The organism is Streptomyces sp. TN58 (genome assembly GCF_001941845.1).
GTDB lineage: Bacteria > Actinomycetota > Actinomycetes > Streptomycetales > Streptomycetaceae > Streptomyces.
Map to the genome: position 1 here is coordinate 1705001 of NZ_CP018870.1, position 25927 is coordinate 1730927.

Genomic DNA, 25927 nt, shown 5'->3' on the forward strand with positions numbered 1-25927 from the left:
TTCGGCTCCACCACGTTAGCGCTTTCCCTCTGCGACTCATAATCGAGTCACCGGCCGGGAATTCGGGAACGCCGAATGGACCCCCGCCGGGGGCGCGTCGTAGGTAGTGGGTTGGCCGCTCCGGGGTCTGCCGATGGCAGTGCCCGTAAAAGCGGCTCGAACTACGTTAGACGTCCGGCAAGGGTGCGTCAAGTTGAGCGGCGGCGCGGCGCGTGGGCCCGGTAGGGGCTCACCGTCGGGTCGTGGGTGATCCAGAAGCGGTACGGGTGGTCCGCGCCGGCTCCGCCGACTCCCGTGCGTGGCCCGCTGCTGACCAGGTCAGGCCAGGTGGGGGTGCCCGTGAGGACGGACAAGGGGGAATCGGGGCCCCCACACAGGTCGGTCCCGTCGAGTGAGCGGTCCACGTCCAGGGCGGTGGCCAGGCGAGCCGGGCCTTTGGCGAGTTCACTCGGCCTTCTGGCTGAAACTCGACGTTTGGCGGCCAGGTCGGCGCCGGTCGTGATCTCCCCCGCCCGCAGCAGGACCCCGCTCGCATGGCCCGGCGGGCCGCACACCAGGTTGAGGCTGAACCACATGCCGTAGATGAAGTAGACGTACGCGTGTCCGGGTGGACCGAACATCGACGCGTTCCGCGCCGTGCGTCCGCGGTAGGCGTGGGAACCCGGATCGGACTCCCCTTCGTACGCCTCTACCTCCGTGATGCGCAGCTCCAGGGGGCCCTCCTCGGTATTGCGGACCAGGGTGCGGCCGAGGAGGTCCGGGGCCACGGTGAGGACCGGGCGGTCGAAGAAGGACCGGGACAGGGGCGTACGGTCGAGTCGTGCGCTCATCCGGTCGAGCGTAGTGGAAGGCGCTCACCTGCAACCGGGGCCTAAGGTTCCGCGTTTGTAAGGGGTAGTCGCGGCGTAGTCGCCAGATCGTTCAAGGGGAGTTTGAGCATGGGCTTCAAGAAGCTGTTCGCGAGCCTGGGTGCCGGTGGTGCCTCGGTGGACACGATCATCACCGAGCCGAACGTCGTACCGGGCGGGATCGTCCAGGGCGAGGTCCGGCTCCAGGGCGGATCCGTGGAGCAGCAGATCGAGGGGCTGTCCGTCGGGCTGCAGGCCCGGGTCGAGGTCGAGGGCGGTGACCAGGAGTACAAGCAGGACGTCGTCTTCACCAAGCAGCGCCTCGGCGGTGCCTTCCAGGTGCAGGCCGGCGCGCTGCACGTGGTGCCCTTCGCCCTGGAGATCCCCTGGGAGACGCCGATCACCCACTTCGCGGGTCAGCACCTGCACGGCATGAACATCGGGGTCAGCACCGAGCTGGAGATCGCGCGTGCGGTCGACGCGGGCGACCTCGACGCGATCAACGTGCACCCGGTGCCGGCCCAGCAGGCGATCCTGGACGCCTTCCGCCAGCTCGGCTTCACCTTCCGCAGCGCGGACATGGAGCGCGGTCACATCCGCGGGACGCGGCAGACGCTCCCCTTCTACCAGGAGATCGAGTTCCTGCCGCCGTCGCAGTACCGGGGTCTGCACCAGGTCGAGCTGACGTTCGTCTCGGACGGCCGTGAGATGGACGTCGTCCTGGAGATGGACAAGAAGCCGGGCCTGTTCAGCGAGGGCAGCGACACCTACCGCTGCTTCCAGGTGGGTCTGCAGTCGTACCAGGACACGGACTGGGCGGCGTACCTGAACCAGTGGATCGCCTCGGTGGGCTCGCAGCGCAACTGGTTCTAGGGGGCGTCGGCGGTGTCCCGCCGATCCGGCCCGTTCGGTGGGTCACCCCCTAGGCTCGGGACCGCGTCCGTACACGGCGGGCGCGGTCCGATGTCGCTCCCCCTTCCGGAGGTTCAGCAGTGTCAGAGCAGAGCAGGGCGCCCCTTCCGCACGACTTCCACCCCGAGGTCGCGTCCTTCACGGTGACCAGTGAGGACGTCTCCCACGGGGAGGACCTCCACGCCGCGCAGGTCCTGACGGGGAAGAACGTCTCGCCGCATCTGCGCTGGGAGGGTTTTCCCGAGGGGACGAAGAGCTTCGCGGTGACCTGCTTCGACCCGGACGCCCCCACGGGCAGCGGGTTCTGGCACTGGGTGCTCTTCGACCTGCCCGCCTCGGTGACGGAGCTGCCGGCGGGCGCGGGTACGGGGGACTTCACCGGCCTGCCCGAGGGGGCCGTGCACGCGCGGAACGACTACGGGACGCGGGACTTCGGCGGCGCGGCCCCGCCGCGCGGGGAGCGGCACCGCTACGTCTTCACCGTGTATGCGGTGGACCGGGAGCAGCTCGGCCCGGACGAGGACTCCTCGCCGGCGGTCGTCGGATTCCATCTGCGGTTCCACGCGCTGGGGCGCGCGCAGCTCGTGGCGGAGTACGAGGCGCCCGCCGCACGCTGATCGTCCACCCGGTGTTTGCCCGGTCCCAGGTCTGAAGTCGGCCGGGACCGGGCATTTTTATTGCGTTGTCCCGCGTGGCGCGCGCGGCCAGAGTGGTCGCGGGCCCTGCCGCCATGGTGGTCGCGGGCCTGCACACGGGAGGTGGGCGAGATGCGGGACACGCTGGTGCTGAATGCGAGCTTCGAGCCGCTGTCGACGGTGACGCTGAACCGGGCTGTGGTCCTGGTGCTCCAGGACAAGGCCGTCGTCGAACAGTCGCACCCCGATCTCCGTGTCCGCGCCGCCACCATGGAGCTTCCGATGCCTCGGGTGATCCGGCTGTGCAGGTATGTCAGGGTGCCCTTCCGAAGACACGCTCCCTGGTCGCGGAGGGGGGTGCTGGTCCGGGACCAGCACCGGTGCGCGTACTGCGGCAAGCGCGCGACCACGGTGGACCACGTACTGCCCCGGGCCCAGGGCGGTGGGGACACCTGGCTGAACACGGTGGCGTCCTGCGCCGAGGACAACCACCGCAAGGCGGCCCGGACTCCGGAGGAGGCGGGGATGCCGCTCCTCCGGAAGCCGTTCGTGCCGTCTCCGGCGGACGCGATGCTCCTCGCGCTGGGGGTGGCCGGGCAGGACGCGCTGCCGGAGTGGCTGGAGCGTTCCGCCTAGGGCGCCTGCGCTGAGCGGCGTAGTTCTGCTACGTCGCTCAGCGGAGCAGCAGCTGGACGATCGCGAGGGTTCCGACCGTCACGATGACCCCGCGCAGGACGGTCGGCGGGAGTCGGCGGCCGACCTTCGCGCCGATCTGGCCGCCGATCGTCGAGCCGACGGCGATGAGGAGGACGGCCGTCCAGTCGAACTCGGCGACGAAGAGGAAGAAGACGGCCGCGATGCCGTTCACCAGGGCGGCGATGACGTTCTTGACGGCGTTGATCCGTTGCAGGTCGTCTCGGAGGAGCAGGCCCATCAGGCCGAGGTAGAGCACGCCCTGGGCCGCGCCGAAGTAGCCGCCGTAGGCGCTGGAGAACAGCATGCCGCCGAGCAGGACCGGGCCGCCGTCGGGGTGGCCGGTGTCGCCTCCGGCGGCTTCCTGGCGTCGGCGCAGGGCGGCCGCGAGCCGGGGCTGCAGGATGACGAGGACGAGGGCGAGCCCGATCAGGACGGGCACGATCGTGTCGAAGGAGTCGGACGGCAGGGCCAGGAGCAGGGCCGCGCCCGCGAGCCCCCCGACGGCGGAGACCGCTCCGAGCCGCAGGACACGGGCGCGCTGCCCCTGGAGCTCCTTGCGGTAGCCGATGGCGCCGCTGATGGAACCGGGAACCAGGCCGAGGGTGTTGGAGACGTTGGCGGTGACCGGTGGCAGGCCGGTGGCCAGCAGCACCGGGAAGGTGATGAGGGTGCCGGAGCCGACGATGGTGTTGATCGTGCCTGCGCCGATGCCGGCGGCGAAGACCGCGAGTGCTTCCCAGATGGACATGGACGGTGCCATCCCCTTTGCATGAGTGAGTCGCCTCCCCGCCATGAAGGTCGAGGGGCCTCACTGATCATGCAGCAAGGAGTGGGGGGTCAGTCGATGGGGGGCTGCTCGCGGCGGTCCGCGCTGTCCTTGTCCCGGGCGGCCGGGATGCCGCCGCCGTCCTTGCCGGAGTTCTGCGGGTTGAAGCCCGAACCGCCGCCGAGGGGGCCGAAGTTGCCCATGGCGCCGGAGAGGCCCTTGAGGGCGTCGCCGATTTCGCTGGGGACGATCCAGAGCTTGTTGGCGTCGCCCTCGGCGATCTTCGGGAGCATCTGCAGGTACTGGTAGGCGAGGAGCTTCTGGTCGGCGTCGCCGGCGTGGATGGACTCGAACACCGTACGGATGGCCTGTGCTTCACCCTCGGCCTTGAGTGCGGCGGCCTTGGCCTCGCCCTCGGCGCGCAGGATGGAGGACTGCTTCTCACCCTCGGCGCGCAGGATCTCGGACTGCCGGACGCCCTCGGCCTGGAGGATCGCGGCGCGCTTGTCGCGGTCGGCGCGCATCTGCTTCTCCATCGAGTCCTGGATGGAGGTCGGCGGCTCGATGGCCTTGAGCTCGACGCGGTTGACGCGGATGCCCCACTTGCCGGTGGCCTCGTCGAGGACTCCGCGCAGGGCGGCGTTGATCTCCTCGCGGGAGGTGAGGGTGCGCTCCAGGTCCATGCCGCCGATGATGTTGCGCAGCGTGGTGACGGTGAGCTGTTCGATGGCCTGGATGTAGCTGGCCACTTCGTAGGTGGCCGCGCGTGCGTCGGTCACCTGGTAGTAGATGACGGTGTCGATGTTGACGACCAGGTTGTCCTGGGTGATGACGGGCTGCGGCGGGAAGGGGACGACCTGTTCGCGCAGGTCGATCCGGTTGCGGATGGAGTCGATGAACGGGACGACGATGTTGAGGCCCGCGTTCAGGGTGCGGGTGTAGCGGCCGAACCGCTCGACGATGGCGGCGCTGGCCTGCGGGATCACCTGGATCGTCTTGACCAGTGCGATGAAGACCAGAACCACCAGAATGATCAGGACGATGATGATCGGTTGCATGCGGTTCCCCGTGCCCTTCCGGCTGTCTGTGCTGCCCCGTTGATCGGAGTCTCGCAGACCTGGGGGCCGCGAGCAGGCGCTTTCACATCACGATGGCGGTGGCTCCGTCGATCTCCACCACGTCGACGGACCGGCCGGGTTCGAAGCTGGTGTCGGCGTCGAGGGCGCGGGCGGACCAGACCTCGCCGGCGAGTTTGATCCTGCCGCCCGTCCCGTCGACGCGTTCGAGGACGACGGCGCTTCTGCCCTTCAACGCGTCGATTCCGCTGCGGTGTTGGGGGCGCTGGTCGCGGTGGCGGTTGGCGATGGGCCGGACCACGGCGATCAGCGCGACCGACACCACCGTGAACACGAGGACTTGGGCCACCACTCCCCCGCCGAGGGCCGCCGTGACGGCTGCCGCCACCGCCCCGACGGCGAACATGCCGAACTCCGGCATGGCGGTCAGGACGAGGGGGATGCCCAGTCCGACCGCGCCGATGAGCCACCACACCCACGCGTCGATGTCCACGTGGTCATGGTAGGTCGACAGGGCGCGGTCGGGACAGGGTGCGGGGGACCGTACCCGGAGCGTGACCGTGCGGGATGCTGCGGCGCGGGGCGCGGGCGCGGGGCTCACGCCCGGCCCGGCCTGGGCTGCGGGTCAGCCGAGGGGCAGGCCCTGGGCGGTCCAGCGGTCGGTTCCGTTGCGCTCGACGACCAGGGGGAGGCCGAAGCAGAGGGAGAGGTTGCGGGAGGTCAGTTCGAGGTCGATGGGGCCTGCGGTGACGACCTTGCCCTGGCGGATCATCAGGACGTGGGTGAAGCCGGGGGCGATCTCCTCGACGTGGTGCGTGACCATGACCATGGAGGGGGCGAGCGGGTCGCGGGCGAGGCGGCCGAGGCGGCGTACGAGGTCCTCGCGGCCGCCGAGGTCGAGGCCCGCGGCGGGCTCGTCGAGGAGCAGCAGCTCGGGGTCGGTCATGAGTGCGCGGGCGATCAGGGTGCGCTTGCGCTCGCCCTCGGAGAGGGTGCCGAACTTCCGGTCGAGGTACTCGGTCATGCCGAGGCGGTCGAGGAAGGCGCGGGCTCGCTGCTCGTCGACCGCCTCGTACTCCTCCTGCCAGGTCGCCGTCATGCCGTAGGCGGCGGTGAGGACGGTCTGCAGGACGGTCTGCCGCTTCGGGAGCTTGTCGGCCATCGCGATGCCGGCCATGCCGATGCGGGGGCGCAGCTCGAACACGTCGACCTTGCCGAGGGTGCTGCCGAGGATGGTGGCGGAGCCCTTGGTGGGGAAGAGGTAGCTGGAGGCGAGGTTCAGCAGAGTGGTCTTGCCGGCGCCGTTGGGGCCGAGGATCACCCAGCGCTCGCCCTCCTTCACCGACCAGGAGACCTGGTCCACCAGAGCCCGGCCCTCGCGGACCACGGATACGTCCACCAGCTCCAGAACATCGCTCATGAGCGTGTTGTCACCCCTTGCAGTCACGGTTCACTGTGCGCCGGTAGACGCAGCCCCAGGGGAAAACCTACGCCACTCGCGACGGGGTCCGGGGCCGGGGCCCGGTGCGGGTGGCGATCCGTAAAGTGGGGGGATGCTTTTCGAACCACGTTCAGGGCGGCTGGCCGCCTGGGGGAACGCGCTGCTGGCCGGTCTGGTCTCGCCCGACGAGGCCGCGATGTCGATCGTGGGCGAGGACGCCGTGCACCGGGTGGCGGGGCTGCCGGGCGAGGCCGGGCCGGTGGGGCTCACGCTGGCGCTCGGCCGGCTGCGCGCGCTGGGGGTGAGCGGTCTGCGGGTCGCGCTGCCGGCGCCGGGGCATCCACTGGGGCTGAGCGGGCCGCCGGAGTTCAACGCGCGGGCGCTGGAGGCCGAGGAGGCGGTCGTCGCGGTGGGCGCGGCGCTGGGGCTGGTGCCGGAGGTGGCCGAGGCCGGTCCGGCCGGGGACGTGCACGTGTCGGTGACCTGGCACGTGCTGCCGGTACGGGAGGCCCCGCCGGCCGATGTGCCGTCGCTGGGCGAGGCGGAGCGGGAGCTGGCGGAGGCGCTGCGCGAGGCGACCGGCGTGCTGACCCGGCTGGACGTGGCGGGGTCCGGGCCGGTGGCGGAGGCGGCGCTGTCGGCGTACCGGGCGCGGGCCGAGGCGGGGCGGGACACGCTGGCGCCGGGGTATCCGGCGCGGGCGGTACGGGTGCTGGCGCTGGCGCAGCGGGTGGACCTGATGGTGTCGCTGGCGTACGAGAGCGGGCACGGGGGTGCGGTGGCCGCGTCGGAGATGGCGGCGCGGGCGGAGGCGCTGCGGCCGGTAGAGCGGGTCGCGCGGCGGGCGCTGGTCGCCGCGTACAACTCGGCGGTGGAGCAGCACTAGGGTCTGTATCGAGTTGCCCCGTGGAGCAAGGAGCGGCGTTCGGTGCGTGCCCTCGGCGTGCGGGACGAATGTCCTCGTAGCGGAGCTACCAGGGCATTCGGCTCGTGCGCCGAGGGTGCGTGCCGGGCGTCGCGACGCCGCGGGGCAACTCGATACAGGCCCCAAGGGGGTGTCGTCCGCCCGCAGGGCGGTCATCGCGCGGGCGATCCCGACAACGCCGCGAGGTGCCGTGCCAGGCGCCGCGAGCCGGACGGGACTTTCGCAACACGCCCCAGCCGCCTCCCGCGGGGTGTCGGGCCCCGGAGTGCGCCCGGGCTTCGCGGGGCTCCGCCCCGCAACCCGCGCCTCGAACGCCGGCGGGGCCGGCTCGTGCGCCCGGACCCGGCGGGCCCGGGTGGGCGGGGGTGCCTCGAACGCCGGCGGGGCCGGTTCAGCGCGGGGCCGGCTGCGTGGCGACGCCTGTGGGGCCGTCTCCCACCGGGACGGTGGCCGTGGGGGTGGCCGTTTCGGTGTCGATCACCGTCAGGGTGTCGGAGTCGAAGTTGCTGACGTACACACGGGAGCCGTCCGGGTCGACGGCGAGGCCGTTGGGGCCGTCGCCCACGGGGATGGTGTCCGTGACGGTGTGCCTGCGGGTGTCGATGACCGACACGGTGTCCGAGCCGATGTCGGCGACGTAGACCCGGCGGCCGTCCGGCCGTACTCCGATGCCGGCGGGCTGGTCGCCGACCGGGACGCGGGCCGTCTCGGCGCCTTCCCTGATGTCGACCACCGACACGTCGTCCGAGGTCAGGTTGGAGACGTAGAGGTGGCGGCAGTCGGGGGCGAGGGCGAGCGCGGTGGGTCCGGCGCCGACGGGGACGGCGCCGGTGACGGTGCCGCTGTCGGTGCGGACCACGGAGACGCTGTCGGACCCGGCGTTGGCGACGTAGAGGGTGCGTCCGTCCGGGGTGACCGCCAGGCCCAGGGGCGCGTCGCCCACGGCGATGGTGTCCGTGACGGTGCCGGTGCGGGTGCTGATCACCGACACGGTGTCGGCGCCGACGTTGGCCACGTAGACGCGCTCGTTGTCCGGCGAGACGGTCGCTCTGCTCGGTTCCCGCCCGACTGTGATGGTGTCGACGACCGTCCTGGTGCGGGTGTCGATCACGGACACGGTGTCCGCCCCGGAGTCGGTGACGTAGAGGCGGGCGCCGTCGGGGCTGACGGCGACGCTGTCGGGGCCGTCGCCCACGGGGATGTCGTCCACGACGGCGCCGGTGCGGATGTCGACGACCGAGACGGTGTCGGAGTGCAGGTTCGCGACGTGGACGACGGGGCCGGGCCGCTCGGGCGGTGCGGCGGACAGTCCCGTCAGGGCCGCGGTCGCGCAGAGCACGGCGGCGGTCCGGCGTGCGATGTCACTGTTCCTCGTCATGCGGGCAAAGCTAAGGGCTGTCCCGTGCTCCCTGGTGGATCGGCGCGGCCGGTGGCGGTGCGGGGTGAGGCTCGTGCCGGGGGTGCGTGGCGGCACCCGCCGTCCGGACACACCGATGCGGCTCCGCTTCCGGGGAGAGTGGGAAGCGGAGCCGCCGGATGGGGTGGGGTCAGGCGTTCACGCCGGTGTTGCCCCAGGCGCCGTTGAGCAGGCCGATCACGCTGACCGTGTTGCCCACGACGTTCACGGGGACGTGCACCGGTGCCTGGAGCAGGTTCCCCGAGGCCACGCCGGGCGAGTTCAGGGCCTCGCCCTCCGCGGACGCACCGCCGTGCGCCGAGGAGACACCCGCGCCGGCGGCGAGGAGGCCGCCCGCGATCATGGTGACGGCTGCGGCCTTCTTGAAGTTCTTCACGTTCTCGTTCCTCCGTTGCGTCGGCCGCGACCAGCCGTCGCGGCACGCATGGAGAACGGCCGCCCCGCCCGCCGGGATACGCCATGTGGGCTACATACACCCGTTTGTATGAATCTCATCCCGGACGGAGGCGGTCCGATTCGGGCTCGTCAGACGGCGATTCCGTGCCTGACCGCCCACAACGCGGCCTGGGTCCGGTCGGAAAGGTCCAGCTTCATCAGGATGTTCGAGACGTGGGTCTTGACCGTCTTCTCGGACAGCACCAGGGCGCGGGCGATCTCCCGGTTGGAGCGGCCGTCCGCGATGAGGCAGAGGACCTCCCGCTCGCGGTCCGTCAGCGAGCCGGGCCGGCCCGCCGGGGAGTTCTGGTCGTCCTGGGAGAGCAGGGCGTGGGCCACCTCCGGCTGGAGCAGGACGTGGCCCGCGCGGACGGAGCGGATGGCCGCGGCCAGGGCGTCGGGGTCGATGTCCTTGTAGACGTATCCCGCCGCGCCGGCGCGCAGGGCCGGGACCACGGTCCGCTGCTCCGTGAAGCTGGTGACGATCAGGACCCGCGCCGGGTTCGCCGACTCGCCGAGCCGGCGCAGGGCCTCGATGCCGTCGGTGCCCGGCATCTTCACGTCCATCAGGATCACGTCGGGCCGCAGCTCCTCGGCGCGGGCGATGCCCTCCTCGCCGTCGGAGGCCTCCCCGACGACCTCGATGTCCTCCTGGACCTCCAGGAAGGTGCGCAGGCCCCGCCGGACCACCTGGTGGTCGTCCACCAGCAGGACACGGATACGGCCGCCGCTTCGGCCGGTGCTGTCAGCCACCGGGGACCTCCATCTCGATCGTGGTGCCCCGACCGGGCTCCGAGTGCACGGCGAGGCGGCCTCCGGCGCCGCTCGCGCGGTCCCGCATGGAGACCAGGCCCAGGTGGCGGCCCGCCCGGCGGACGGCCCGGGGGTCGAAGCCCTTGCCGGAGTCGGCGACCGTGAGGACCGCGCCGCCGGCGGGCGTCCGGGCGAGGGTGACGTCGACGCGGTCGCCGTCCGAGTGGCGCAGGGCGTTGTGCAGGGCCTCCTGGGCGACGCGGAGCACCGCTTCCTCCTGTGCCGCGGGGAGGGCCCGTACGCCGTCGCAGGTGAAGGTGACGTGCGCGGTGTGCGCACGGTCGAGTACGTGGACGTGCGTGCGCAGCGTGGCCACCAGGCCGTCCTCGTCCAGGGCGGCCGGGCGCAGCTCGGTGACGGCGGCGCGCAGTTCGTCGGCGGCCTCCGCCGCGAGGGCGGCGACCTGATGGAGCTCGTCCTTGGCCCGGGCCGGGTCGCGGTCGACGAGGGTCGCGGCAGCCTGGGCGGTGAGGCGCAGGGAGAACAGCTTCTGGCTGACGGCGTCGTGCAGTTCGTGGGCGAGGCGGGAGCGCTCCTCGGCGATGGTGAGCTCGCGGCTGCGTTCGTAGAGCCGGGCGTTGGTGAGGGCGATCGCGGCGTGCTGGGCGAGGAGGGAGAGGAGGTCCTGGTCCTCGTCGGTGAAGACGCGGTCGGCGCCGTCGGGGGCGCTGCGCTTGTTCGCGAGGAAGATCGCCCCGAGGGTCTCCTCGCCGTCGCGGACGGGCATGCCCAGGAAGTCGGACATCTCGGGGTGGGCGGCGGGCCAGCCCTCGAAGCGGGGGTCCTTGCGTACGTCGGCCAGTCGCTCGGGGCCGTTCTCGTGGAGCATCGCGGCGAGGATGCCGTGCTGCCGGGGCAGCGGGCCGATCCGCCGCCACTGCTCCGCGCTGATGCCGTCGACGACGAACTGGGCGAAGCCGCCGTGGTCGTCCGGGACGCCGAGGGCCGCGTACTCGGCGTCCAGCAGCTCGCGGGCGGACACCACGATCGTGCGCAGCACGTCGCGGACCTCCAGTCGGCGGCTCATCGCGAGCAGCGCGGTGCTCACGGCGGCCAGGCCGCTGCGGGGTCCGCCCGGCAGGGGGCTTGCGGTCATGGCTTCACCGTACCGGCGGCGGTGACCTGCCGGATCGGGCGGTGGGAGGACCCGGGGCGGGCCGTGGGGCGTAGGTCGAAGGGACCTGTGGGGGTGGGGCCGGCGGCCGACGCGGGGGCGGCCGGGCCGTTCCTAGGTTGAGGGCATCTGCTGATCGGAACGAAGGCGAGGGTGCTGTCATGTCGGTGGCGATCGTGACGGGGGCGTCCAGGGGGCTCGGCCGGGCGCTGGCCGGGGAGCTGGCGGCGCGGGGCTGGGACCTGGTGCTGAGCGCGCGGGGTGCGGCCGCACTGGAGGAGGCGGCGGCCGCCGTGCTGGAGCGGGCCGAGGGGGTGCGGGCCGAGGGGGTGCGGGCCGAGGGGGTGCGGGTCGCGGCGGTGGCCGGGGACGTGTCCTCGGCGGGGCACCGGGCGGAGCTGGTGGCGGCCGCGCGGGGGCTGGGCGGGCTGGACCTGCTGGTGAACAACGCGGGGGTGCTCGGTGCGGAGCCGCTGGTGCCGCTGGCGGTCCAGCCGGCGGCCGGGCTGCGCGAGGCGTTCGAGGTCAATGTGCTGGGGCCGCTGGGTCTGGTACAGGAGGGGCTGCCGCTGCTGCGGGCCTCGGCGGCGGGGGCGGTGCTGAACGTCAGCTCGGACGCCGGGGTCGTTCCGTACGCCACGTGGGGTGCGTACGGGGCGACCAAGGCGGCGGTGGACCTGATGTCGGCGGTGCTGGCGGTGGAGGAGCCGGAGCTGCGGGTGTGGTGGGCGGATCCGGGGTCGATGCGGACGCGGATGATGGCGGCGGCGGAGCCGGGTGAGGACCTGGCGGGGCTGCCGGCGCCGGAGGAGGTGGCTCCGCTGCTGTTGCGGCTCGTGGCGCTGGGTCTGCCGAGCGGGCGCTACACGGCGGAGGGGCTGGCCGGGTCCCCGGCCGGCAGCGGGGCCGAGCGATGAGCGGGATCGGGATCGGGAGGCGGACGCCGGGCGGGGCTGCTGTGACCGGCGGCGGGCCGGGCGGCGCGGCGGGCGGCGCGGCGGGCGGGCGTTCGGCGCCGGTGGCGGGGGGAAGCGAGGGGGCGGCTGCGGGGTCGGCTCCGGGACCACACACAGCAGGACTGTATATAAGGGACATACCTCGCGAACTGCTGGCCCGGGTTCCGGCTGAGCAGCGGGGTCCGGGGCTGGGGCGGGACTCGGTGCGGCTGCTGGTGTCCCGCGGCACCGCGCAGCCGTCGCTGCACGCGTTCCGCGAGCTTCCGCACCTGCTGCGGGCCGGAGACGTGCTGGTGGTGAACACCTCGGCCACTCTCGCGGCCGCCGTGGACGCCCGGCTGGGCGGCGAGGCCGTGGTGGTCCACTTCTCGACCCGGGGGGACGACGGCCGCTGGGCGGTGGAGCTGCGCGCGCCGGCAAACCGGGGGACGACCCGGCCTCGCCCGGGCGGGCCGGCGGGGGCGGTGGTGGAGCTGCCGGGCGGACGCGGCCTGGTGCTGGAGGAGCCACTGACGGCGGGCGCGGACCGGCTGTGGTGGGCGCGGCCCTCCCCCGCGCCGTACGGGGTCCCGGAGCTGCTGCGGGAGCACGGGCGGCCGATCCGGTACGCCTACACGGAGCGGGACCAGCCGCTGTCGGCGTACCAAACGGTGTTCGCGCTGCCGTCGGCCGACGGGGCGGGGTCGGCGGAGATGCCGAGCGCGGGCCGGCCCTTCACGGCGGAGCTGGTGGCACGGCTGGTGAGCCGCGGGGTGCAGTTCGCGCCGCTGGTCCTGCACACGGGGGTGGCCTCGCAGGAGGCGCACGAGCCGCCCTACCCGGAACGGTACGCGGTGCCGGCCGCGACGGCGGCACTGGTGAACGCGGCGCGGGCGGGGGGCGGGCGGGTGATCGCGGTGGGGACCACGGCGGTGCGGGCGCTGGAGTCGGCGGCGGACGCGCGCGGGGTGGTGCGCGCGGCGGGCGGGTGGACCGATCTGGTGGTGACGCCCGGGCGCGGGGTGCGGGTGGTGGACGGCCTGCTGACCGGGCTGCACGAGCCCGAGGCGTCCCATCTGCTGATGCTGGAGGCGGTGGCCGGGCGCGCCGCCGTACGCCTCGGGTATGCGCAGACCCTGTCCCGGCACTGCCTCTGGCATGAGTTCGGGGACGTCCACCTGCTCCTCAGGGATGACAGCCGTCACGGATCGCATTGCTGAAGCAACTCATGGTGAGAACGACGTAAGGGCGGTGTGAGCCCCGGCATAGGACCCACATCACTTACGAAGCTCTTTAGTGGAAGGGTGCAGGTCCTGTCGGTGCGGGCAGGCGTAGCGCCGGGGCCGCACGGCGGGCTCCGGCGCGCGCCCCTGATCCACTAAGCGGGATCGTACGTCACACCTTTGCCACAGGATTTTGCCGCCGCTAAGAATTGCTCCCGTCGCCAGGCGCCGCGGATCCCGGATCCGCTCGGCGCCTTCCTGCGGCCCCCGCTATTCGAAGAGGTTGCCCCGCCATGTCTGCTTCCCGCACTCCCGGTCACAGTCGTCTGACGAAGGCACACAAGCTGTCCATCGCCGGCGTAGCCACCCTGAGCGCCGCCGCCGTCGCCTTCTCCCTCGTCCCCGCCGACGCCGCCGAGGCCGAGACCACCATCTCCGCCGCCCCCGTCGCCTGGACCCAGGCCGTGAACGGCACGCAGACGAAGGCGCTGTACGGCCACCTCTCCACCCAGCACGTCATCGCCGCTGCCAACGCCAAGGCCGCCGCCGTCGCCGCCAAGGCGAAGGCCGACGCCGACGCCAAGGCCAAGGCCGAGGCCGCCGCGAAGAAGGCCCGCGAGCAGAAGGCCGCGGCCAGCCGCTCCGCCGCCCGCAAGCCGGTGTTCGCGAACAACCTTGACGGCTGGATCAAGGAAGCCCTCTTCATCATGAAGAAGGAGGGCATTCCGGGCACCTACGCCGGTATTCACCGCAACATCATGCGTGAGTCCAGCGGCAACCCGATGGCGATCAACAACTGGGACATCAACGCCCAGAACGGCATCCCCAGCAAGGGTCTGCTCCAGGTCATCCTCCCGACCTTCAAGGCATACCACGTCAAGGGCACCAAGTTCGACCAGTACGACCCGGTCGCCAACATCGTCGCCGCCTGCAACTACGCGGCCGACCGGTACGGCTCGATGGACAACGTCAACAGCGCCTACTAGGTCCTGTCTGGAGTCCGGATCATGAGTGTGGTGCGATGCTGCGGAGCCAGAGCATCGCACCGCACAGGTGCAGTCCGGCCTCGTAGCTCTTCGGGGTCTTGTCGTACCGGGTAGCGATACCGCGCCAGTTCCGCAGTCGGTTGATGCACCGTTCCACGGTGTTGCGCTCCTTGTAGAGCGCCGTGTCGTGCGAGACCGGCCGACCGCCGACGCTGCCACGCTTCTTGCGGTTCGCGGCCTGGTCGACCTTCTCCGGGATCACCGCTCGGATACCGCGTCGTCGCAGGTAGCGGCGGTTGCGCCGGGACGAGTACGCCTTGTCCGCGGCCACCGCGTCCGGCCGGGTCCGCGGACGCCCGATCGGGCCGCGTACCTTGACCCGCTCCAGGACCGGGGCGAACTGCGGGCTGTCGCCGGCCTGCCCGGGCGTGAGGACGAACGCAAGCGGGCGGCAGCGCCGGTCGGCTGCCACATGGATCTTGCTGGTCAGCCCGCCTCGGGAACGCCCCAGCTCGGCGGCTTTCAAGCGGGCCCTGTGTCGCCGACGGGCCCGTCGCCGCTCGATGCGCGCCTCATCCTCGACCTGTCCGTCCTGCGGCCTTTGCCCAGTCGCCTCGCCCCCTTTTCGACCTCGACGACCATCTCCAAGGCCGCCAACTGCTCGGGGTCCAAGGCCATTCCGGCGGCGTGATGGTGGGCCCGGGCGGTCGCCGAGTCCACGCTGACCAGGCCCAAGTCGGCCTGGCCGCGGGTGGCGGCCTCGGCGATCACTGCCTGCATGAGGTGCTGGAAGACGCCCTGCGTCGCCCAGATCTGGAAGCGGTCGTACGCGCTCTGCCAGGGCCCGAACTCGCCCGGAAGGTCACGCCAGGGGCTACCGGTCCGGAACCGCCACATCACCGCGTTGAAGTGCTTCCGCAGGTCAGGGATGGGCCCAACCGCGGCAATCGGCAGATGGGGCTCGATCAGGGCCCACTGCTCGTCGGTGAGATCGCCTCGCGCCATGACTGACGGTCTATCAAGACCGAGCCTCCGCGCGCAGGCGATCTACTGAACTCCTGATCCGAACTCCAGACAGGACCTAGGCCTTCGGCGGTCCTCGCCCCCTCACGCACCCGACGCCGAAGGGCGGCACCCGGATCCGGGTGCCGCCCTTCGGCGTTGGTGTCCTGCGCGGCCCGCGTGGCCTGCGGCCTACGCGCTCTCGCGCGGCGGCCGTTACTTGCCCGCGCGCATGACCTCGGGCTCGTGGCGGCGCAGCAGGCGCTGTACGAGGAAGCCGCACGCGACGCCGATGGCCAGCAGGATGATGATGTTCAGGCTCCACTGGCCGACCGTGGCGTCCCAGAGCGGGTCGGTGTTGGTCGGGTTCTGGGCGTCCCACGGCGGCATGAGCTTGCCGAGGTCCAGGGTGGTGCCGGCGGCGGCGACGGCCCAGCGGGACGGCATCAGCCAGGCGAACTGCTCCAGGCCCGGGGAGTCGTAGACCTGGAAGAGGATGCCGGTGAAGACGACCTGGACGATCGCGAACATGACGAGCAGCGGCATGGTCTTCTCGGCGGTCTTCACCAGCGAGGAGATCACCAGGCCGAACATCATCGAGGTGAAGCCGAGCGCGATGACCGACACGCACAGCTCGACGGCCGGCGGCATCAGCAGGCCGTCGGCGGGCAGCTCGCGCGGGGTGAAGCCGATCGCGCAGATGATCACGCCCTGGATGGCCGTGATGACACCGAGGACGATCACCTTCGACATGAGGTACGCGGTCCGGGACAGGCCGGTCGCGCGCTCACGCTCGTAGATGACGCGTTCCTTGATCAGCTCTCGGACCGAGTTGGCGGCGCCGGAGAAGCACATGCCGACCGCGAGGATCAGCATGATCGTGCCCGCGTCGCCGTTGAAGCGCGACGGCGGGGTCGGCGGCGCGAGGCCGAAGGTCGCCGGGATGACCGTGGAGACCACGCCCAGGACCGCCGGCAGGATCAGCATCAGGCCCATGAAGCCCTTGTCCGACGCGATCACCGAGACGTAGCGGCGGATCAGCGTCCACAGCTGCGAGCCCCAGCCCTGCGGCTTGGTCGGGCGCATCTGCTGCGCCGGCGGCATGACCACCGGCTGCGGGGCGACCGCGTCGAGCTCGGCGGCGTAGAGCTGGTAGTGCTGGGAGCCCTTCCAGCGGCCCGCCCAGTCGTAGTCGCGGTAGTTCTCGAAGGCCGAGAAGACGTCCGCCCACGTGCTGTAGCCGAAGAAGTTCAGCGCCTCGTCCGGCGGACCGAAGTAGGCGACCGACCCGCCCGGGGCCATGACCAGCAGCTTGTCACAGAGCGACAGCTCGGCGACGGAGTGGGTGACGACGAGGACCGTGCGGCCGTCGTCGGCGAGGCCGCGCAGCAGCTGCATGACGTCGCGGTCCATGCCCGGGTCGAGGCCGGAGGTCGGCTCGTCCAGGAAGATCAGCGAGGGCTTGGTGAGCAGCTCCAGGGCCACGGACACGCGCTTGCGCTGACCGCCGGAGAGCGCGGTGATCTTCTTGTCCTTGTGGATGTCGAGCTTGAGCTCGCGCAGCACCTCGTCGATGCGGGCGGCGCGCTCGGACTCGGCGGTGTCGCCGGGGAAGCGGAGCTTGGCCGCGTACTTGAGCGCGGTGCTGACCTTCAGCTCCTTGTGCAGGATGTCGTCCTGCGGGACCAGGCCGATGCGCTGGCGGAGCTCCGCGAACTGCTTGTACAGGTTGCGGTTGTCGTACAGGACGTCGCCCTGGTCGGCGGGCCGGTAGCCGGTCAGCGCCTTGAGCAGCGTCGACTTGCCGGAGCCGGACGGGCCGATGACGCCGATCAGCGACTTCTCCGGGACGCCGAAGGTGACGTCCTTGAGGATCTGCTTGCCGCCGTCGACCGTGACGGTGAGGTGGCGGGCCGAGAAGGAGACCTCGCCGGTGTCGACGAACTCCTCAAGGCGGTCCCCGACGATGCGGAACGTCGAGTGGCCGACGCCGACGATGTCGTTCGGGCCGAGGAGCTGGGTGCCGGACTTCGCCAGCGGCTGGCCGTTGACGTAGGTGCCGTTGTGGCTGCCGAGGTCGCGGATCTCGAAGCGGCCGCCGGGCATCGAGCGGAACTCGGCGTGGTGGCGGGAGACCTGGAGGTCGGAGACCACCAGTTCGTTCTCCAGCGCACGGCCGATTCGCATGACGTGGCCCAGCGAGAGCTGGTGGAACGTCGTCGGGCTGCGGTCGCCGCCGTAGCCCGGCGCCGCGGCCTGCGGCTGGCGGGGCACGGCGCCGCCGCCCTGCTGCTGCGGGACGTGGGCCTGCGGCTGGTGCTGCTGGTGCGGCTGCTGGTTCCAGGCCTGCTGGGGCTGCTGGTGCTGTTGGGGCGCCTGGTAGGCCGCGGCCTGGGGCTGGGCGTACGCCTGGGCCGGGGTCTGCTGTGCCTGCTGCTGCGCCGCGGCGGGCTGCGCCGGCTGTGGCGCGGCGGCGGCGCTCAGGTTCAGCCGCGGCCCGTCGGTGGCGTTGCCCAGGTGGACGGGCGTGCCGGGAACCAGCGCGGTCTGCTGGACCCGCGCTCCCTGCACGTAGGTGCCGTTGGTGCTGCCGTGGTCCTCAAGCCCCCAACCCTGGCCGTTCCAGGCGATGGTGGCGTGCCGCCACGACACCCGCGCATCGTCGATCACCACGTCTCCCTGGGGGTCGCGCCCCAGCGAGTACGACCTGGACGGATCGAGCGTCCAGGTCCTTCCATTCAATTCCAGTACGAGTTCCGGCACTCCAGCCCCACTTAAGTCCCCCGAGAATCCCCCATGACGTCAGGGAGTCTAGGGATGGCGAACATCCGGGGGAACTATTTCAGGCCTGGGGCCGTATGTGGAATCCGGGCCTTGCCCCGGCGTCTACGTCTGCCCGTTGACGGGGGCGAAAGCCACCCGGAGAGTGAGATACGGGACTTCTCGCCCGGGGGTTCCGTCGCGTACCGCTCGGCAGGTATCGGGGGTCCACCGCGTGCGCCGCATCCGCTGGGGAGACGTGTTCCTGTCCGCCGTGGCGGCCGTGGGCTGGTCCCTGATCGTGATGGCGGGGGTGGCCGGCCTGGGGCTCCACCTGCTGGGCGCGGACGCCGCCGGTGGCTCGCTCGGGGCGATGACGGCCGCGGTGGTGGTCCTCGCGATCGGTGGAACCGTGGAACCTTCGGGTGACGTCTCGGTCTTCGGAGTTGCCGGGGCAGGGGCCGAAACCTCCGTGGACGCCATGCCCTTGGGGGTGTCGCTGGCCGGGGCCCTGGTGCTGGCGGGGGTGTTCCTGCGGTCGCTGCGGGTCGGGTCGGGCGGGGGCGAGACGGCTGCCAGGGTCGTGGTGTCCACGGCGCTGCTCGTCGCGGCGGCGTGGGGGCTGGCGTGGGTCGGGCACGACGTGGTCACCCTCGACGGCGCGGCGCTGCCGAGGGCTCCGGCTCCGGTGAAGGTCGAGGTGCCGGGGATCGGGGACGTCGGCGGGCTGCTCCCGGACCGTGTCGGGGACCTGGTCGAGGCGCGGACCCGGGTGGGCTTCTCCGTGGAGGCGGGGCCGACGCGGGTCGGCGCGGGCGTGTGGGCGCTCGTGGTGCTGGCGTCGGCGCTACTGGTCTCGCGGCGCGGGCCGGCCGTGCTCGCCCGGGTGCGGCCCGCGGCCTTCGCGGTGGTGACGGCGGGACTGGTCGCGGTGGCGGCGGGCTGGGCGGCGGCGGTGTGGGCGGCGCTGGGCGACGACCATCCCCGGCGGGTGCTGGGCGCCGCGCTGCTGGGGGCTCCGAACGGGAGCTGGCTGGGGGTGCTGCTGGGGCTGTTCGTGCCGGTGCGCGGCGGGGCCTCGGGTGAGGCGGCGGGGCTGCTTCCCGATCCGCTGGACGACCTGCTGTCCGCGTCGACGCGGGAGCCGGTGACGGTGGCCCGGCTCGCGGAGTACGACGGGCGGGTCTGGCTGCTGGTGGCGGGGGCGTTCCTGCTGCTGCTCGCCGCGGGTGTGCTGGCGGCCGTACGGACTCCCGGGCGCGGTGTGGCGGGGTGCGCGCTGCGGCTGGGGGCGGTGACCGGGGTGGCGCTGGCGGTGCTGGTGCGGCTCACGCGGCTGTCGGCGGACGCCTCTCTGGCGGTACCGGGGGTGGACACGGTCGGTGCCGGGATGGAGCTGCGCGGGGACGTCCCGTACGCCCTGCTGCTGGGCTCGGTGTGGGGTGCGCTGGCCGGCGGGGCGGGTGCGCTGCTGGCGGGCCGGGGCCGGGGGGCGGCAGTCGCGGCGGTTCCGGGAGGCCGGGCCGGCCGCGACAGCGGGGGCGGGCAACCTCCGCCGCCCGAGTGGGCGGTGCCGTACCTGGATCCGGACGTCTCCTGGGATGTGACGGTCACCGGCATCCGGCCGCACCCTCCGCGGCACACCCGGCCCCCGGGGCGGCCGCCTTTCACCCCGCCGCCCCCGCCGGGCGCTCCACCGCCGCCGAGACCGCCGAGACCGCCCCAGCCCCCGCACCCAGCCGAGCCCCCCGAGGCGCCGGAGCCGCCGGTTCCGCCGCGGTGACGGCCGGGCCGGACGCGGCGCCTTCGCGGGCAGGACGCGGCACGTTCAGGAAGTGGGACGGGGGTCCTGTCCCGTGGGCGGGGAAGATACGGTGAGGGCACCATGAGCGCATCGCAGACCTCCGACGTCCCCACCCTCCTCGTCAAGATCTTCGGCAAGGACCGTCCCGGGATCACCGCCGGGCTGTTCGACACCCTCGCCGCCTACTCCGTCGACGTCGTCGACATCGAGCAGGTCGTCACCCGTGGCCGCATCGTCCTGTGCGCCCTCGTCACCAAGCCCGTCGGCGGCACCGAGGGCGACCTGCGGGCCACCGTCCACAGCTGGGCCGAATCGCTCAAGCTGCAGGCCGAGATCCTCTCCGGTACCGGCGACAACCGGCCGCGCGGCAGCGGCCGGTCCCACGTCACCGTGCTCGGCCACCCGCTGACCGCCGAGTCCACGGCCGCCATCGCCGCGGAGATCACCGGGGCCGGCGGCAACATCGACCGTATCTTCCGGCTCGCCAAGTACCCGGTGACCGCGGTGGAGTTCGCCGTCTCCGGCGTGGAGACCGAGCCGCTGCGCACCGCGCTGGCGACGGCCGCCGCGAACATCGGCGTGGACATCGCCGTGGTGTCGGCCGGGCTGCACCGCCGGGCGCAGCGCCTGGTCGTCATGGACGTGGACTCGACCCTCATCCAGGACGAGGTCATCGAGCTCTTCGCGGCCCACGCCGGGTGCGAGGCCGAGGTCGCCGAGGTCACCGAGCGGGCCATGCGCGGTGAGCTCGACTTCGAGCAGTCGCTGCACGCCCGGGTGGCGCTGCTGGCGGGCCTGGACGCGTCCGTCGTGGACAAGGTCCGCACCGAGGTGCAGCTGACCCCGGGCGCGCGGACCCTGATCCGTACGCTGAAGCGGCTCGGCTACCAGGTGGGTGTGGTCTCGGGCGGCTTCACGCAGGTGACGGACGACCTGCGGGAGCGGCTGGGCCTGGACTTCGCCTCCGCCAACACCCTGGAGATCGTCGACGGCAAGCTGACGGGCAAGGTCACGGGCGAGATCGTGGACCGGGCGGGCAAGGCCCGGCTGCTGCGCCGCTTCGCCGCCGAGGCCGGGGTGCCGCTGGCCCAGACGGTGGCCATCGGCGACGGCGCCAACGACCTGGACATGCTGAACGCGGCCGGGCTGGGTGTGGCCTTCAATGCCAAGCCGGTGGTCCGCGAGGCGGCGCACACGGCGGTGAACGTGCCCTTCCTGGACGCGGTGCTGTACCTGCTGGGCATCACCCGCGAGGAGGTCGAGGCCGCCGACCTGGCCTAGGAGCTGTCCGACCGTCCGACCCTGGTCGGCCGGAGACGAGAGAGGGCCCCGGCGGCCGGGGCCCTCTCTCGTGCGGCGCCGGTCAGTGGCCCTTGGGGGTCCAGTAGTCCAGCAGGGTGCCCACCCCGTGCTCCAGGGACTTCCACGAGCCGGTGAAGGAGAGGACCGCGAGCGCGGCGGTGGGGAATCCCGTACGGGTCATCCGTGCCAGGGCGTCGCCCTCCGCGCGTCCGGACAGGGCGTCGGCGAGGGCGTGCATGCCGGGGTTGTGGCCGATGACGAGGAGGTCCGAGACCTCGTCGGAGACCTCGTTCAGCAGGGCGATGAGCTCACCCGGCGAGGCGTCGTAGATCCGCTCCTCGTAGTGGGTCTTCGGCCGCTGCGGCATCTCCTGGACGGCGAGCTTCCAGGTCTCGCGGGTACGGGCGGCGGTGGAGCAGAGGGCCAGGTCGAAGGCGATGCCGGTGTCGGCGAGCTTCAGACCGGCGGCCGGCGCGTCCTGGCGGCCGCGTTCCGCCAGCGGACGGTCGTGGTCGGACACCTCGGGCCAGTCGGCCTTGGCGTGCCGGAGGAGGGCGATCCTGCGGGTTGTCTCTGCGCTCATGGCTCCCAGCTTCGCACGAAACGGACCATGGGGCGCAGGGGGTTGAGCGGGCTCGTACCGGGTGGTGGGGGCGCTCGGAAGGTCAGCCGACGGCGCGCAGGAGCTGCTGTGCGACCTGCACGAGACCGGAGACCTCGCCGGTGGCGGCGTGGGCCTCGCCGGATCCGGCGAGAAGCAGCAGGAGCAGGCTGAAGGCGAGTGCGGGCAGGGCCGGCGCCCACCAGTGCAGCCGGGTGCTCGCGGCAGTGGCGGCGCCCGCCCGGCGGGCGGGCGGGAGGGACCGTGTGCGCGTGGGGGCCGACATGGCCGCCTCCGTGGGTGTGTGGACCGGACTGGACTCGCTGCCTTCGAATCTACGGATCCGGGACGGCGGTTCCCATCGGGGGCACACCCCACTTCACCCTGAGGCTGGCCCCCTAGGGGGCGTCTCGCCGATCAGGCCGGATCAGGAAGCGCCGGCTGGTGTCGTGCATCGCAAGGCGGACGAGGGAGGCGACGCGGAGCGTCGGCGACCGAGGACAACGCGGCGAGGTGCGGCACCAGCCGACGCGAGCCCGGCGTGATCGGCGAGACACCCCCTCCGGGGTGGCGGGGAAAGCCCTACCACGCCTACGGGGAGGCGATCGTCGCGATGACGGAGATGATCACGGTGATGCCGAGGAAGGCACCGAGGACGAGGCCGAGCTTCTTGCGGCCGTCCTGCGGGTTCGGTTCGAGTACGGGCGACATGGGAGTCAGTTTCGCACGCCGCATTCGTCCTCGATCGTGCGGTCCCGCCCTGCCAGGACGCCGAGGGCGATCTGCGGCACGAGCAGGCCCGCCATCAGTGCGAGCGGCAGGTCCCAGCCGCCGCTGTGCTGGTAGAGGGTGCCGATGACGAGCGGGCCGGGGATGGAGATGAGGTAGCCGGTGCTCTGGGCGAAGGCGGACAGCTTGACCACGCCGGCCGGGGACTTGGCACGCAGCCCGATCATGGTGATGACGAGCGGGAACGCGCAGTTGGAGACGCCGAGCAGGAGCGCCCAGGCCCAGGCTCCGGCGGCGGGGGCGAAGTAGAGGCCGAGGTAGCCGGTGAGGCCGAAGACGCCGAGGGTGACGGCGATGGCTCCCTGGTTCCGCATCCGGCCGGCCAGGCCCGGTATGACGAAGGCGAGCGGGACGCCCATGACCATGGTGACGGCGAGGAGCACGCCGGCGGTGGACGCGGAGACGCCGGCGTCGCGGAAGATCTGCGGGAGCCAGCCCATGGTGATGTACGCGCCCGTGGCCTGGAGGCCGAAGTAGCAGGCCAGGGCCCAGGCCGTCCGGCTACGGGTGATCCGCGGGCCGGCGTCGGCCCGTACGGCGGCCCTCACGCCCGGGCCGGCGGCGGTGTCCGCGGCCCGGTCCGCCGCCCGGGCGGCGCGGGCGATGGGCAGCCACAGCAGCACGGCGGCGATGGCGAGGGAGGCCCACATCAGCAGGCCGGTGCGCCAGCTGCCCCCGAGGGCGCCGGTCAGCGGTACCGTCGCGGCCGCGGCGAGCGAGGTGCCGGCGGCCAGGGCCATGGAGTAGAGGCCGGTCATGGTGCCGACCCGGTCCGGGAAGTAGCGCTTGACGATCACCGGGAGCAGGACGTTGGTGAGGGCGATGCCGGCCAGGGACAGGGCGCTGGCCGCGAGGAAGCCGGCTGCGCCGTCGGCGAAGGGGCGGATCAGCAGTCCGGCGGCGACGGCGGCCATGCCGGCGCAGACGACGGCGACCGGGCCGAAGCGGCGGGAGAGCCGCGGTGCGGTGACGCCGAAGACGGCGAAGCACAGGGCCGGGACGGAGGTGATCAGTCCGGCGACGGTGCCGCTCATGCCCAGGCCGGTGCGGGTCTCCTCGAAGAGGGCGCCGAGGCTGGTGATGGCGGGGCGCAGGTTGAGTGCGGCCAGCACGATTCCGACGATGAGGACCGGGCCGAGCCAGGTCGGCTGCGCCGTGGTGTGCGGGGTGGCGACCGTGGCACGGTCTGCGGCGGGCCGGGCGAGCGTCGTGGTTTCTTCGTCGGACATTGAACCATCATAGAATCATGGGATGATTGGTTGTCCAGTCGCTCGCAGCCCGCTCCGCCCCCATCCGCGTGAGGAACCCATGCCGCTGACCTCGCCCCGGCGCTCCGCGCTCGTCGATCAGGTGATCGCCCAGTTGCGCAACCAGATCACCTCCGGCGAGTGGCCGGTCGGCTCGCGCATCCCTACCGAGCCGGAGCTGGTGGAGCTGATGGGCGTCGCGCGCAACACCGTGCGGGAGGCGGTGCGGGCACTGGCCCACAACGGCCTTCTCGACATCCGGCAGGGCTCGGGCACGTACGTCGTCGCCACCAGCGAGCTGGCCGGCGTCATGCACCGGCGCTTCGCCGGGGCCGAGCCGAGGCACATCGCCGAGGTGCGCTCGACGCTGGAGTCCTCGGCGGCCCGACTGGCTGCCGAGCGGCGTACGGAGCGGGACCTGCTCCAGCTGGACGCGCTGCTGGCGCGCCGCGAGGAGGCCTGGGCGGGCGGGGACGCGGAGGTCTTCGTCGCGGCGGACGTGAGCCTGCACATGGCGGTGGTGACGGCCTCGCACAACGACGTGCTGATCGAGCTGTACGCGGACCTCGGGGAGCTGGTGGCCGACTGGCTGAGGGCCGACGTGGGCACCGTGCTGGAGCCGGCCGCCCACCTCGACCACGGTCAACTGATCGAGGCGATCCGGCGCGGGGACGGGGACGCGGCGGCCTCGGAAGCCGCGGGCTACCCCTTCGTCTGCCTCGGCAAGGACGGCACGGGCGGCAGCAGCGGTGACAGCGGCAAGGGCGTTCAGCGAGCCCCGGTCACGCCCGTCGGTGGCTGACCCAGGCGGCGCGGACTTCCTTCCAGCAGCGCCCGGTGAGCTCGGCCCGGCCGGCCGGGCCCACGGCCACGGCCGCGCCGTCGCCGTCGAGGTCCCACCAGCGGTCGCACTCCACGTGCAGGCTCACCAGGTCGGTCTCGGGGTAGGCGTTGTGGCAGTGCGCGGTCACCAGGGAGCCCTCGATCGAGGTGGCGCAGTCGGCGCCGAAGAGCTCACGGGCCGCGGCCGGCGGGGGCTGCACGGGCGGCTCGGCGGGGATGTCGGAGTAGTCCACGACGGCCGGGCCCGTCACCTCGGGGCCGGAGGCGGCCCCCTCCCCGGAAGGCTGCGCGGCGACGGCCGGGATCAGGAGTCCGGTGGCGATCACCGATGTGACCAGTATGGATACCGCTCGGCTCGGCCTGGTGCGCACTCCTGCCTCCTCCCCGCCGGAGCCGGGAAGATCCCGACCTGGCCAGTTTGCAGGCATCTGTCCCGGTTTTCGACTCGGGAAGATCCGGTCAGCCGGTGAACATGTGACCGAAGCCCGCACCGACGGCGCAGGCAGCGAAACGGCGGCGGCCGCGCCTCCCCGAGGGGGGAAGCGCGGCCGCCGCCGTACGGGAACGGGGTCCTGACCGGGGGTCAGGCGCCCATCGCGTGCAGGCCGCCGTCCACGTGGACGATCTCGCCGGTGGTCTTGGGGAACCAGTCCGACAGCAGCGCGACGACGCCGCGGCCCGCCGGCTCCGGGTCGCTCATGTCCCACTCCAGCATGGAGCGGTGGTTCCAGGTGTCCGCCAGCTCGCCGAAGCCCGGGATGGACTTCGCGGCCATCGAGCCGATCGGGCCGGCCGAGACCAGGTTGCAGCGGATGTTCTCCTTGCCCAGGTCGCGGGCGAGGTAACGGCTGGTGGCCTCCAGGGCGGCCTTGGCCGGGCCCATCCAGTCGTACTGCGGCCAAGCGAACTGGGCGTCGAAGGTGAGGCCGACGACGGCCGCGCCCTCCGCCGGGAACAGCGGCTTGCAGGCCATGGTCAGCGACTTCAGCGAGAAGGCCGAGACGTGCATGGCGGTGGCGACCGACTCGAACGGCGTGTTCAGGAAGTTGCCGCCGAGGGCGTCCTGCGGGGCGAAGCCGATCGAGTGGACGACGCCGTCGAGGCCGCCGAGCTCGTCGCGGACGACCTGCTCCAGGCGGGCCAGGTGCTCGTCGTTGGTGACGTCGAGCTCGATGACCTTGGCCGGCTTGGGCAGCTTCTTCGCGATGCGCTCGGTCAGCGTCGGACGCGGGAACGCGGTCAGGATGACCTCGGCGCCCTGCTCCTGGGCCAGCTTGGCGACGTGGAAGGCGATGGAGGACTCCATCAGCACACCGGTGACGAGGATGCGCTTGCCTTCGAGGATTCCGCTCATGGT

At 72.4% G+C, this 25927-nt stretch carries 27 protein-coding genes; 10 read left to right on the top strand and 17 right to left on the bottom strand.

What is annotated here, in order from left to right; translation table 11 throughout:
- Positions 1-188 precede the first annotated feature (188 nt).
- Positions 189-830: a DNA-3-methyladenine glycosylase gene (locus BSL84_RS07755; RefSeq protein ID WP_075970062.1), complete on the bottom strand. Its 642-nt coding sequence runs from the start codon at positions 828-830 to the stop codon at positions 189-191.
- 108 nt (positions 831-938) lie between these two features.
- On the opposite strand from BSL84_RS07755, the gene BSL84_RS07760 reads away from it, so the two are divergent.
- The 3 genes from BSL84_RS07760 (at position 939) to BSL84_RS07770 (ending at position 3031) form a co-directional block, all read left to right on the top strand.
- Positions 939-1721 (top strand): sporulation protein, encoded by a 783-nt coding sequence (locus tag BSL84_RS07760; RefSeq protein ID WP_030028995.1) that lies wholly within the window; start codon positions 939-941, stop codon positions 1719-1721.
- Positions 1722-1840: 119 nt separating this feature from the next.
- Complete coding sequence (locus tag BSL84_RS07765; protein ID WP_030028994.1) at positions 1841-2377, top strand: YbhB/YbcL family Raf kinase inhibitor-like protein; 537 nt, start codon at positions 1841-1843, stop codon at positions 2375-2377.
- 150 nt (positions 2378-2527) lie between these two features.
- A complete protein-coding gene (locus BSL84_RS07770; protein WP_030028992.1) occupies positions 2528-3031 on the top strand; it encodes an HNH endonuclease in 504 nt (167 codons plus the stop codon).
- A gap of 37 nt (positions 3032-3068) precedes the next feature.
- On the opposite strand, the gene BSL84_RS07775 is transcribed toward BSL84_RS07770, so the two are convergent.
- From BSL84_RS07775 to BSL84_RS07790, 4 genes are all read right to left on the bottom strand, one after another.
- Positions 3069-3839, bottom strand: coding sequence for a sulfite exporter TauE/SafE family protein (locus BSL84_RS07775; protein WP_030028991.1), 771 nt, complete (start codon positions 3837-3839; stop codon positions 3069-3071).
- Positions 3840-3928: 89 nt separating this feature from the next.
- Positions 3929-4915 carry an SPFH domain-containing protein gene (locus tag BSL84_RS07780; RefSeq protein ID WP_030028990.1) on the bottom strand — a complete coding sequence of 329 codons (987 nt, stop codon included), beginning with the start codon at positions 4913-4915 and terminating at the stop codon, positions 3929-3931.
- 82 nt (positions 4916-4997) lie between these two features.
- The gene (locus BSL84_RS07785) at positions 4998-5426 is read right to left on the bottom strand and encodes an NfeD family protein (RefSeq protein ID WP_030028989.1); all 429 of its coding nucleotides are present in this window, start codon (positions 5424-5426) and stop codon (positions 4998-5000) included.
- 132 nt (positions 5427-5558) lie between these two features.
- The gene (locus BSL84_RS07790) at positions 5559-6353 is read right to left on the bottom strand and encodes an ABC transporter ATP-binding protein (RefSeq protein ID WP_030028988.1); all 795 of its coding nucleotides are present in this window, start codon (positions 6351-6353) and stop codon (positions 5559-5561) included.
- Between the two features lie 133 nt (positions 6354-6486).
- On the opposite strand from BSL84_RS07790, the gene BSL84_RS07795 reads away from it, so the two are divergent.
- Positions 6487-7260, top strand: a complete 774-nt coding sequence (locus tag BSL84_RS07795) for a hypothetical protein (protein WP_045324356.1) — start codon at positions 6487-6489, stop codon at positions 7258-7260.
- 430 nt (positions 7261-7690) lie between these two features.
- On the opposite strand, the gene BSL84_RS07800 is transcribed toward BSL84_RS07795, so the two are convergent.
- The 4 genes from BSL84_RS07800 to BSL84_RS07815 form a co-directional block, all read right to left on the bottom strand.
- Positions 7691-8677, bottom strand: coding sequence for a beta-propeller fold lactonase family protein (locus BSL84_RS07800; protein ID WP_107484754.1), 987 nt, complete (start codon positions 8675-8677; stop codon positions 7691-7693).
- Positions 8678-8846: 169 nt separating this feature from the next.
- Positions 8847-9092, bottom strand: a complete 246-nt coding sequence (locus BSL84_RS07805) for a chaplin (RefSeq protein ID WP_045322296.1) — start codon at positions 9090-9092, stop codon at positions 8847-8849.
- A 149-nt stretch (positions 9093-9241) separates the two neighbouring features.
- Positions 9242-9904 (bottom strand): response regulator, encoded by a 663-nt coding sequence (locus tag BSL84_RS07810; protein WP_030031036.1) that lies wholly within the window; start codon positions 9902-9904, stop codon positions 9242-9244.
- A complete protein-coding gene (locus BSL84_RS07815; protein ID WP_107484893.1) occupies positions 9897-11045 on the bottom strand; it encodes a GAF domain-containing sensor histidine kinase in 1149 nt (382 codons plus the stop codon). Before BSL84_RS07815 ends, BSL84_RS07810 begins: the two co-directional genes overlap by 8 nt.
- A 194-nt stretch (positions 11046-11239) precedes the next feature.
- On the opposite strand from BSL84_RS07815, the gene BSL84_RS07820 reads away from it, so the two are divergent.
- The 3 genes from BSL84_RS07820 to BSL84_RS07830 all read left to right on the top strand — a co-directional run bounded on the left by BSL84_RS07820 (position 11240) and on the right by BSL84_RS07830 (position 14222).
- Positions 11240-11995 (top strand): SDR family NAD(P)-dependent oxidoreductase, encoded by a 756-nt coding sequence (locus BSL84_RS07820; protein WP_075970063.1) that lies wholly within the window; start codon positions 11240-11242, stop codon positions 11993-11995.
- Positions 11992-13233: an S-adenosylmethionine:tRNA ribosyltransferase-isomerase gene (locus BSL84_RS07825; RefSeq protein ID WP_079273146.1), complete on the top strand. Its 1242-nt coding sequence runs from the start codon at positions 11992-11994 to the stop codon at positions 13231-13233. Before BSL84_RS07820 ends, BSL84_RS07825 begins: the two co-directional genes overlap by 4 nt.
- Positions 13234-13529: 296 nt before the next feature.
- On the top strand, positions 13530-14222 hold the full coding sequence (locus BSL84_RS07830) for a transglycosylase SLT domain-containing protein (protein WP_045322299.1): 693 nt from the start codon (positions 13530-13532) through the stop codon (positions 14220-14222).
- A 19-nt stretch (positions 14223-14241) separates the two neighbouring features.
- Here the strand turns inward: BSL84_RS07830 and BSL84_RS34660 are convergent.
- Both BSL84_RS34660 and BSL84_RS07845 read right to left on the bottom strand, forming a co-directional pair.
- Positions 14242-15227 (bottom strand): IS5 family transposase gene (locus BSL84_RS34660; RefSeq protein ID WP_420711141.1). Its coding sequence is split into 2 segments (ribosomal slippage): positions 14242-14823 and positions 14826-15227, totalling 984 coding nucleotides; the frame shifts between segments, so codons are not numbered across the junction.
- A 213-nt stretch (positions 15228-15440) separates the two neighbouring features.
- Positions 15441-17987 (bottom strand): FHA domain-containing protein, encoded by a 2547-nt coding sequence (locus tag BSL84_RS07845; protein WP_075970064.1) that lies wholly within the window; start codon positions 17985-17987, stop codon positions 15441-15443.
- Between the two features lie 232 nt (positions 17988-18219).
- On the opposite strand from BSL84_RS07845, the gene BSL84_RS07850 reads away from it, so the two are divergent.
- Both BSL84_RS07850 and serB read left to right on the top strand, forming a co-directional pair.
- On the top strand, positions 18220-19767 hold the full coding sequence (locus tag BSL84_RS07850) for a streptophobe family protein (protein WP_075970065.1): 1548 nt from the start codon (positions 18220-18222) through the stop codon (positions 19765-19767).
- 102 nt (positions 19768-19869) lie between these two features.
- Positions 19870-21069 carry a phosphoserine phosphatase SerB gene (serB, locus tag BSL84_RS07855; RefSeq protein WP_030031185.1) on the top strand — a complete coding sequence of 400 codons (1200 nt, stop codon included), beginning with the start codon at positions 19870-19872 and terminating at the stop codon, positions 21067-21069.
- 82 nt (positions 21070-21151) lie between these two features.
- Here the strand turns inward: serB and BSL84_RS07860 are convergent, their stop codons facing one another.
- The 4 genes from BSL84_RS07860 to BSL84_RS07870 form a co-directional block, all read right to left on the bottom strand.
- A complete protein-coding gene (locus tag BSL84_RS07860; protein WP_075970066.1) occupies positions 21152-21673 on the bottom strand; it encodes a SixA phosphatase family protein in 522 nt (173 codons plus the stop codon).
- An 82-nt stretch (positions 21674-21755) separates the two neighbouring features.
- Positions 21756-21977, bottom strand: a complete 222-nt coding sequence (locus tag BSL84_RS07865; protein ID WP_030031182.1) for a hypothetical protein — start codon at positions 21975-21977, stop codon at positions 21756-21758.
- A 305-nt stretch (positions 21978-22282) separates the two neighbouring features.
- Complete coding sequence (locus tag BSL84_RS37450; RefSeq protein WP_253910784.1) at positions 22283-22402, bottom strand: SGM_5486 family transporter-associated protein; 120 nt, start codon at positions 22400-22402, stop codon at positions 22283-22285.
- Positions 22403-22407: 5 nt separating this feature from the next.
- On the bottom strand, positions 22408-23709 hold the full coding sequence (locus BSL84_RS07870; protein ID WP_075970067.1) for a CynX/NimT family MFS transporter: 1302 nt from the start codon (positions 23707-23709) through the stop codon (positions 22408-22410).
- A gap of 79 nt (positions 23710-23788) precedes the next feature.
- Here BSL84_RS07870 and BSL84_RS07875 point away from each other — a divergent pair, with 79 nt between their 5' ends.
- The gene (locus tag BSL84_RS07875; RefSeq protein WP_075970068.1) at positions 23789-24529 is read left to right on the top strand and encodes a FadR/GntR family transcriptional regulator; all 741 of its coding nucleotides are present in this window, start codon (positions 23789-23791) and stop codon (positions 24527-24529) included.
- Here the strand turns inward: BSL84_RS07875 and BSL84_RS07880 are convergent.
- Both BSL84_RS07880 and fabI read right to left on the bottom strand, forming a co-directional pair.
- Positions 24510-24896 carry a hypothetical protein gene (locus BSL84_RS07880; protein ID WP_420711181.1) on the bottom strand — a complete coding sequence of 129 codons (387 nt, stop codon included), beginning with the start codon at positions 24894-24896 and terminating at the stop codon, positions 24510-24512. The genes BSL84_RS07875 and BSL84_RS07880 overlap by 20 nt on opposite strands.
- A 257-nt stretch (positions 24897-25153) precedes the next feature.
- Positions 25154-25924, bottom strand: a complete 771-nt coding sequence (gene fabI, locus BSL84_RS07885) for an enoyl-ACP reductase FabI (protein WP_030030088.1) — start codon at positions 25922-25924, stop codon at positions 25154-25156.
- Positions 25925-25927 lie beyond the last annotated feature (3 nt).

What these genes read in the sequence shown, in the direction of transcription:
- BSL84_RS07825 (WP_079273146.1), top strand. Translation starts at nt 11,992, where the DNA reads ATGAGCGGGATCGGGATCGGGAGGCGGACGCCGGGCGGGGCTGCTGTG.
- BSL84_RS07770 (WP_030028992.1), top strand. Translation starts at nt 2,528, where the DNA reads ATGCGGGACACGCTGGTGCTGAATGCGAGCTTCGAGCCGCTGTCGACG.
- BSL84_RS07755 (WP_075970062.1), bottom strand. Translation starts at nt 830, where the DNA reads ATGAGCGCACGACTCGACCGTACGCCCCTGTCCCGGTCCTTCTTCGAC.
- BSL84_RS37450 (WP_253910784.1), bottom strand. Translation starts at nt 22,402, where the DNA reads ATGTCGCCCGTACTCGAACCGAACCCGCAGGACGGCCGCAAGAAGCTC.
- BSL84_RS07820 (WP_075970063.1), top strand. Translation starts at nt 11,240, where the DNA reads ATGTCGGTGGCGATCGTGACGGGGGCGTCCAGGGGGCTCGGCCGGGCG.
- BSL84_RS07870 (WP_075970067.1), bottom strand. Translation starts at nt 23,709, where the DNA reads ATGTCCGACGAAGAAACCACGACGCTCGCCCGGCCCGCCGCAGACCGT.
- serB (WP_030031185.1), top strand. Translation starts at nt 19,870, where the DNA reads ATGAGCGCATCGCAGACCTCCGACGTCCCCACCCTCCTCGTCAAGATC.
- BSL84_RS07800 (WP_107484754.1), bottom strand. Translation starts at nt 8,677, where the DNA reads ATGACGAGGAACAGTGACATCGCACGCCGGACCGCCGCCGTGCTCTGC.
- BSL84_RS07790 (WP_030028988.1), bottom strand. Translation starts at nt 6,353, where the DNA reads ATGAGCGATGTTCTGGAGCTGGTGGACGTATCCGTGGTCCGCGAGGGC.
- BSL84_RS07780 (WP_030028990.1), bottom strand. Translation starts at nt 4,915, where the DNA reads ATGCAACCGATCATCATCGTCCTGATCATTCTGGTGGTTCTGGTCTTC.
- BSL84_RS07795 (WP_045324356.1), top strand. Translation starts at nt 6,487, where the DNA reads ATGCTTTTCGAACCACGTTCAGGGCGGCTGGCCGCCTGGGGGAACGCG.
- BSL84_RS07760 (WP_030028995.1), top strand. Translation starts at nt 939, where the DNA reads ATGGGCTTCAAGAAGCTGTTCGCGAGCCTGGGTGCCGGTGGTGCCTCG.
- BSL84_RS07865 (WP_030031182.1), bottom strand. Translation starts at nt 21,977, where the DNA reads ATGTCGGCCCCCACGCGCACACGGTCCCTCCCGCCCGCCCGCCGGGCG.
- BSL84_RS07860 (WP_075970066.1), bottom strand. Translation starts at nt 21,673, where the DNA reads ATGAGCGCAGAGACAACCCGCAGGATCGCCCTCCTCCGGCACGCCAAG.
- BSL84_RS07875 (WP_075970068.1), top strand. Translation starts at nt 23,789, where the DNA reads ATGCCGCTGACCTCGCCCCGGCGCTCCGCGCTCGTCGATCAGGTGATC.
- fabI (WP_030030088.1), bottom strand. Translation starts at nt 25,924, where the DNA reads ATGAGCGGAATCCTCGAAGGCAAGCGCATCCTCGTCACCGGTGTGCTG.
- BSL84_RS07775 (WP_030028991.1), bottom strand. Translation starts at nt 3,839, where the DNA reads ATGTCCATCTGGGAAGCACTCGCGGTCTTCGCCGCCGGCATCGGCGCA.
- BSL84_RS07830 (WP_045322299.1), top strand. Translation starts at nt 13,530, where the DNA reads ATGTCTGCTTCCCGCACTCCCGGTCACAGTCGTCTGACGAAGGCACAC.